The sequence below is a fragment of the Escherichia sp. E1130 genome (assembly GCF_005781065.1).
In the GTDB taxonomy this organism is placed as follows: domain Bacteria; phylum Pseudomonadota; class Gammaproteobacteria; order Enterobacterales; family Enterobacteriaceae; genus Escherichia.
This window is the reverse complement of sequence record NZ_VATL01000071.1, coordinates 1-5,649: the sequence shown is the minus strand read 5'-3', so window position 1 is coordinate 5,649 and position 5,649 is coordinate 1. Positions and strand designations below refer to the sequence as shown.

The 5,649-nt window shown below is 50.8% G+C and carries 8 protein-coding genes and 1 pseudogene; 7 read left to right on the top strand and 2 right to left on the bottom strand.

Going from position 1 to position 5,649, the window contains the following annotated elements:
- The first annotated feature begins 144 nt into the window (after nucleotides 1-144).
- The 3 genes and pseudogenes from FEK66_RS25515 (at nucleotide 145) to FEK66_RS25505 (ending at nucleotide 1,193) form a co-directional block, all read left to right on the top strand.
- Nucleotides 145-528: an antirestriction protein gene (locus FEK66_RS25515; RefSeq protein WP_240782985.1), complete on the top strand. Its 384-nt coding sequence runs from the start codon at nucleotides 145-147 to the stop codon at nucleotides 526-528.
- A gap of 43 nt (nucleotides 529-571) precedes the next feature.
- Nucleotides 572-718: pseudogene (locus FEK66_RS26165) on the top strand (hypothetical protein); the annotation flags it as partial.
- A 178-nt stretch (nucleotides 719-896) separates the two neighbouring features.
- Complete coding sequence (locus FEK66_RS25505; protein ID WP_118284088.1) at nucleotides 897-1,193, top strand: hypothetical protein; 297 nt, start codon at nucleotides 897-899, stop codon at nucleotides 1,191-1,193.
- Nucleotides 1,194-1,250: 57 nt separating this feature from the next.
- Here the strand turns inward: FEK66_RS25505 and FEK66_RS25500 are convergent, their stop codons facing one another.
- Nucleotides 1,251-1,460, bottom strand: coding sequence for an XRE family transcriptional regulator (locus tag FEK66_RS25500; RefSeq protein WP_240783255.1), 210 nt, complete (start codon nucleotides 1,458-1,460; stop codon nucleotides 1,251-1,253).
- Nucleotides 1,461-2,346: 886 nt separating this feature from the next.
- Between FEK66_RS25500 and FEK66_RS25495 the strand changes: the two genes are divergently transcribed.
- From FEK66_RS25495 to FEK66_RS25480, 4 genes are all read left to right on the top strand, one after another.
- Entirely contained in the window at nucleotides 2,347-2,769 is a 423-nt protein-coding gene (locus tag FEK66_RS25495; protein ID WP_135495617.1) for a hypothetical protein, read from the top strand.
- An 84-nt stretch (nucleotides 2,770-2,853) separates the two neighbouring features.
- Nucleotides 2,854-3,096, top strand: a complete 243-nt coding sequence (locus tag FEK66_RS25490) for a hypothetical protein (protein ID WP_004131756.1) — start codon at nucleotides 2,854-2,856, stop codon at nucleotides 3,094-3,096.
- A gap of 55 nt (nucleotides 3,097-3,151) precedes the next feature.
- A complete protein-coding gene (locus FEK66_RS25840; protein ID WP_205714139.1) occupies nucleotides 3,152-3,721 on the top strand; it encodes a DUF5983 family protein in 570 nt (189 codons plus the stop codon).
- Between the two features lie 430 nt (nucleotides 3,722-4,151).
- Complete coding sequence (locus tag FEK66_RS25480; protein ID WP_135495618.1) at nucleotides 4,152-4,985, top strand: DUF932 domain-containing protein; 834 nt, start codon at nucleotides 4,152-4,154, stop codon at nucleotides 4,983-4,985.
- Nucleotides 4,986-5,146: 161 nt separating this feature from the next.
- Here FEK66_RS25480 and FEK66_RS25475 read toward each other — a convergent pair whose 3' ends face one another.
- A complete protein-coding gene (locus tag FEK66_RS25475) occupies nucleotides 5,147-5,470 on the bottom strand; it encodes a molybdopterin-guanine dinucleotide biosynthesis protein MobC (protein WP_138211654.1) in 324 nt (107 codons plus the stop codon).
- Nucleotides 5,471-5,649: the final 179 nt, after the last annotated feature.

Below are 5,649 nucleotides of genomic sequence, written 5' to 3'. Positions count from 1 at the left end.
CCAGAAAGAAGCCGAAGGAGATAAAAATGAACGCATCAACCACTACTGCCCAGACTGAACAGGTTACAAGCATTGAAATTACACACCCGCGCCAGCGCCTGAATTTAATCCCCCGTCTGTTTGCCTCCCCCGCTTGGCGATCAGATGGCTGCTAACTTCCTGCAACGACACAGTAATTATGACGGTGGCAAGTGGCGATACTTTGAGGTTCCCCGTGGCATTACTGGCCAGATCGGAGGATGGACGGAAATTGCCACAACCCGCCCTACCGGGTATATCACGCCGCCCGATGGCACATATCGCCTGACCATCCCCGGTAACTACTTTGACGAGGAAGTTTCTGCGGATGCTGTGGGGATCATCGCAACGCTTTTTGTGCTCAATTTCCTCTCATGCAAGTTATTCGAAATGGGTGAAGAGTATGCAATGACGTGTCAGGGGCTTGTCGATCGTCAGGATGCGCTTAAGGACTATGTCAGCATCATCAAACATCCGGAAAGCAGCCAGATTTTCCGTGCAATCGACTGATAAAAAAGCCCGGCCAGCTGGCCGGGCATGAAAGGAAATCATTATGACAAAAAAATTAGCAGTATCGGAAGGCCTTGAAATACTTGCCCGCTGGCTTGAGGACAATATCAACTGTGAAACCGACCTGATTTTCGACAACCCGGAAGAAGGTACGGATTCCGCTATGTTACTGCCCTGCATTGAGGCGGCGCTGGCGCTAATTCATGCCGCGGAGGAAAATCAGACGCTACAAATCCGGGCGCAGGGTGATGCGAACCAATATGTTCTGTTAAAGGGAAAAAGTTGGTTTGCCCAGGTACTGATGAATGGCGTAATGACCGTTACACAGCAGGAACAGCACCTTAAAGCGATGATTGCCGGAGTCACCAATGAATAACGAACAAGCACAAACAGCTGCGTCAATTCCTGAGCTGGTCTCGCTGATAATAGAGGCTGAGCCGGTAGAGGGCGCAGAGATGAATAATGCTGAACGATCAGCACTGGCTGCGGAAGTGTTATGTATCTTCGCGAGGAGAACGGGACAGGCCCGCGATGGGGAGCCTGTCGAAACCATCATGGTGGATCTGCTGGCGAACCTGATGCACCTGTGCGACCGTATGAGCATTGATTTTTCGGGATTGCTGCCGGTTGCTGCGATGCATCATGATGATGAGCGTGACGCCTGAATCTGCTGCCCTGCTGAATCCCCAGCGCATCGAGCGCCGGGGATTCAGTGCCCACCTTCAGCTGCTGCGCAAGGTATCAGCAATCATTGCGCTGATCATAAAGCGCAGATCTTCTCCGCTTGTCTGGTTGCGGGCGTGATGGCTCATTTGTTCCCGGAGCGATAATGTCACGGTTGCCAGGGCGACACTGCGCTTTATGTTCGGCGAATTTTCATAATCCTTGTAGGTTCGCAAGCTCACACCCAGCTCTTCAGCTGCACGATCCATGCTCCACATCATTCCTCTTCGCCAGAGGCGCAACTCAAAGCCGTTCATAATTATCTCGAAAAAGTGCAGAAATTGCACTTATTTTAACTTTGATGCAGAGTTATAAAAAGGGTTTTCTGCAACCAATATCACAAGCTACGAAAATTTTTTGCTAGAAAGTTCAATAAGTTACTTGTCATAAAATGGTATTCCGAACCGAGAGTGAGCAAAGAATGAACAAACATCGACTTTTGCTGCCGCTGCTTTATCCGGGCCAGCTGAGAGAGTGATTTTCGGACCAAGTTCCACGTCAGGTTGTGATCCAGTTTTACCAGGATCTGTGCCGAAACGGCGTTAGTCGCTGGTAGATGATCTCAAAGACAGAAAACCAGGACTAAGGGCTAAACTCTGGGCACCTTCGGCTCCCCGTCGTAGCCGGGTCGTCGCCTGCACTCCGCGTGGTGGCCAGAGTGTCCACCGCGCTCCGCGGAGCCGCACGCGTCTCCGTCCTTACGGATAGCAAGCGATGCCTGAAAACCACGCTTGCAGCTGCCTCACGGCAGCAGCCGCTTCACTGGTCGCGTTGCGGCCGCAAAGGAAGCCGGACTAAAGCCCGGCTCATCTGGCGCCTCCCTTTTACCTCACATCGCGGTACTCCTGTGGCCGTGACAGACGCTGCCCCGTCCTGGTCCATAAACAAGGTAAGGCTGAAGCCCGCTGCACTCACCCGTTCGCACTCACTCCCTTTGGTCGCTCGCTTGCGCTGCGGCTTCCTGCATCGCCCTTGTTTCTGGCCCGGGCGGCCGGGGCGGTCATGTAGTCACGGCCCCGGGCTCCCCGCTTCCGAAAACGGAAATAAAAGGGAAACGCCAGAAGGGAGCCGGAGGCAACCAACGAGGAGAAAGTTATGGACAATATGGTTTTTTACCCGAAAGGGCAGTTGTTTTTTGAGGACGCCATTCACGACGGTAAGCAGTTCGTGACTCGCTACGGTAAACAGCCGCTGGATGTTCTGAACATGCAGGGCGAACAGTACGTACTGGTTTCCCGTAATGAAGCAATTGAAATGATCCGTGAAGCCGCGCGTAAACCAGTTGAAGAAATCACTGCGGAAATTTTTAACGACCAGCTTGAGGTTATGCCGCCTATCGACTGGTACGGAAAAGGAGACGATCAGTCATTCAAACTAGCTGAGATGTACGCGGAGGACGTGACCGATATTTACGCCTATTACCGTGGCCGCTACTTCCGTTTTCGTGACCGTGTGAGCATGAAACATAGCGAAATTATTCAACGAATAGAGCAGGAGGTGTACGCAAAGCAGAAATAAAAAAGCAGAGCTAAAAGCTCTGCTCATTCACCCCGGTCTGTTGGAGCAGACCGGATAACTAACTGTCTCAGATGGAGATACATCATGAAAGACCGCTTTATCATTGCATGCCGTGATTACATTGTAAATAACAAAAACAAGCGTCCTCACAAGCGTAAGCCCGCCGAGATCATTCCTGCTGACGTGATCGCACGCCGTATTCAGGCGCTAGGGAAAATTGTGGTACGCGCAGAACGCCGCCATAAACCCGTTCGTATTCCGGCTATGAGTTGCGCAGAGCTGGGGCACTTCCTCACCTCAACGGAACAAACCCGTGTAAGCGCATGACAGACGCCGCCCCGCAACGGGGCGGCTTTTAAACCACATATCCGAGAATTCAGAAATGCCAAAATATTATCTCCAGAATGCACCGCGAGGTGTAACCGCTATTCAGCTCGATAACGGTGATGAAGCTGTCTATCTTGATGGTGAATTTATTGCCTGTTGTGATCTGGGGGAGCGTGACGATCCGGTAATCGGATTAGGCGAAATCCTTGCCAGAAGTATGGGGGTGCCGTTCCGCCTGCTGACGCTGCCCGTTCCTGATAATGAGGAATGGGCATGGAACGACGTTACCGATGCGCTGAACTGGGGCGCGCGAGTGCAGCTACCCCGAATGATGTTGCGGCCTGTACTGGAGTGCAGCACATCCCATATAACGGAAGCTGACAACACATTGTTAGAGAATTTGAGTTCGAGCGATGAGGATAGCGGGTGGATCTTAAATTCAGGTGTGGGGCACTTATTACGCCTTGATGCTGTTTACGACCCGCTTATCAGGCTGAGGCGTCTCGGAATTTCCAGAACGACACGGGCATTAATAGCCCGAGCCAGAAATAAGGCCGACATAAGCATGATTCATTTCTCATCTGTAGGTGATGAAATAGAAGGTGCACCAACCTTTGACTGGTAACGCTCTGCCCGGCTACACGCCGGGCATACCTCCAACCATCGGCGCAGGGGCTTGCAGCAGGCTTTGCCTGCGCCGCCCCCACAGTCGCCGCAAGACGGCTCCTGAAAGGAAACGGGCATAGCCCGCCACTTCTTTCTGGCGTTTCTCTTTTTAGTTCACGGACTCATCACGAATCACCTTTGCCGTGAAAGACACTGGCCCGGCCCGTGACGAATACAAGGGGAAAGGCTGAAGCCTGCAATCCTCACCCGTTCGCACTCTCTCCCTCTGGTCGTTCGCTTGCGCTGCGGCCTCCGGTTGCCCCCTTGTATTAGCCACTTATGGTCCGGACCGGTCATTTCATCACGGCAACGGCGCTCCGCGATGGTGAATCACCATCAAAAAGTTCACGCCAGAAGAAAGTTACTTTTAAATCCAGAGGAGAATCATCATGGCCCGTTTATCTTCATCTTTCCGTACCGCGAACGTTATCCGTAAAGAGCGTGCATTGACCAATGATGAACTTATGCGCTTCGTTCCAAGCGTATTTTCAGAGGAAAAACATGAATCACGCAGTGAACGTTATACGTACATCCCAACCATCACTTTGCTGGACAATCTGAGGAAAGAAGGTTTTCAGCCTTTCTTTGCCTGCCAGACGAGAACGCGTGATATTGGCAAGCGCGAACATACCAAACATATGTTGCGCCTGCGTCGTGAGGGTGAAATTGCAGGTGAAGAGGTGCCAGAAATCATTCTTCTCAACAGCCACGATGGTAGCAGCAGCTATCAAATGATCCCTGGCATGTTCCGCTTCGTTTGCATGAACGGAATGGTTTGCGGAAAAACCTTTGGAGAGATTCGCGTTCCGCACAAAGGTGACGTTGTCGGGCAGGTGATCGAGGGCGCGTATGAGGTTCTTGAAATTTTCGACGGTGTAAAAGAATCACGCAGTGAGATGAAGGAAATCAGCCTCAGTAAGGATGAACAGCGTATCTTTGCTGAAATTTCACTTAACTGGAAATATGATGATAAAGGTGTCGGGAAACATATCCCACTAGTGCCTGATGATGTTCTTCAGGCGCGCCGAAATGAAGACAAAAGTGATGACCTCTGGACAACTTATCAGCGCGTTCAGGAGAACATGACGAAAGGCGGCGTATGGGGGAAAACCGCAAAAGGAAAATTCCAGCGTACCCGCCCCGTTAATGGAATTGACGGTGACGTAAAGCTGAACCGTGCGCTGTGGGAAATGGCCGAAAAAATGAAGGAGCTTAAAGCCTAATCTTAATCAGGTGGGGATAATTCCCCGCCTTTTTTTTGCCCTTTCAGTTTGCTCAGTGTTGAACCTGAACAAACTGATCACCCCCGCCCGCCGAAAGGTAATCGCCACATTCGTAGCGTTTACCTTTCACCCGTCCGCCCCCAGGGGCTCCCCTAATTAGGTCAGGCAGTTTTGTTCATTGAATCTTGCGTACTTTCAGACTGAGAATTTTTTCTGGTTTTGCTGGCCCGGCTTGTAGTTTTCTTTTTGCTATTCAGTATTTCCCGAATTGCTTTCACACTGGTTGGGATACCAGCTGTAGAAAGCGCATCCCGTATATCCTCGATGCTATAACCTTTTTTCTCTGACAGCTCGATAATCTGGTCACGCAGTTGCTCAAGAACGTCAGTTTTAGTAAGGCGTTTCTTTGAAAGATCCGGGAGCTCACGAAGCGCATCTTTAGCCAGTACAATATCTTCTTCGCTATACCATTTTTTTTCAGACATTCAATATTTCCTTCATACACAACGAAATTATTCAGGCAGGAGTATACCTTTTCGTCTGTCAGAGTGGCAAACCCATGTTTTTCCTGGCGTAAGCCAGTGACGGCGAAGCCGAGATCACATATACTTCAGCTCAGGAACATAAAACTAGAGTCAAACGTGGGACAAGGTATGTTTTGTTG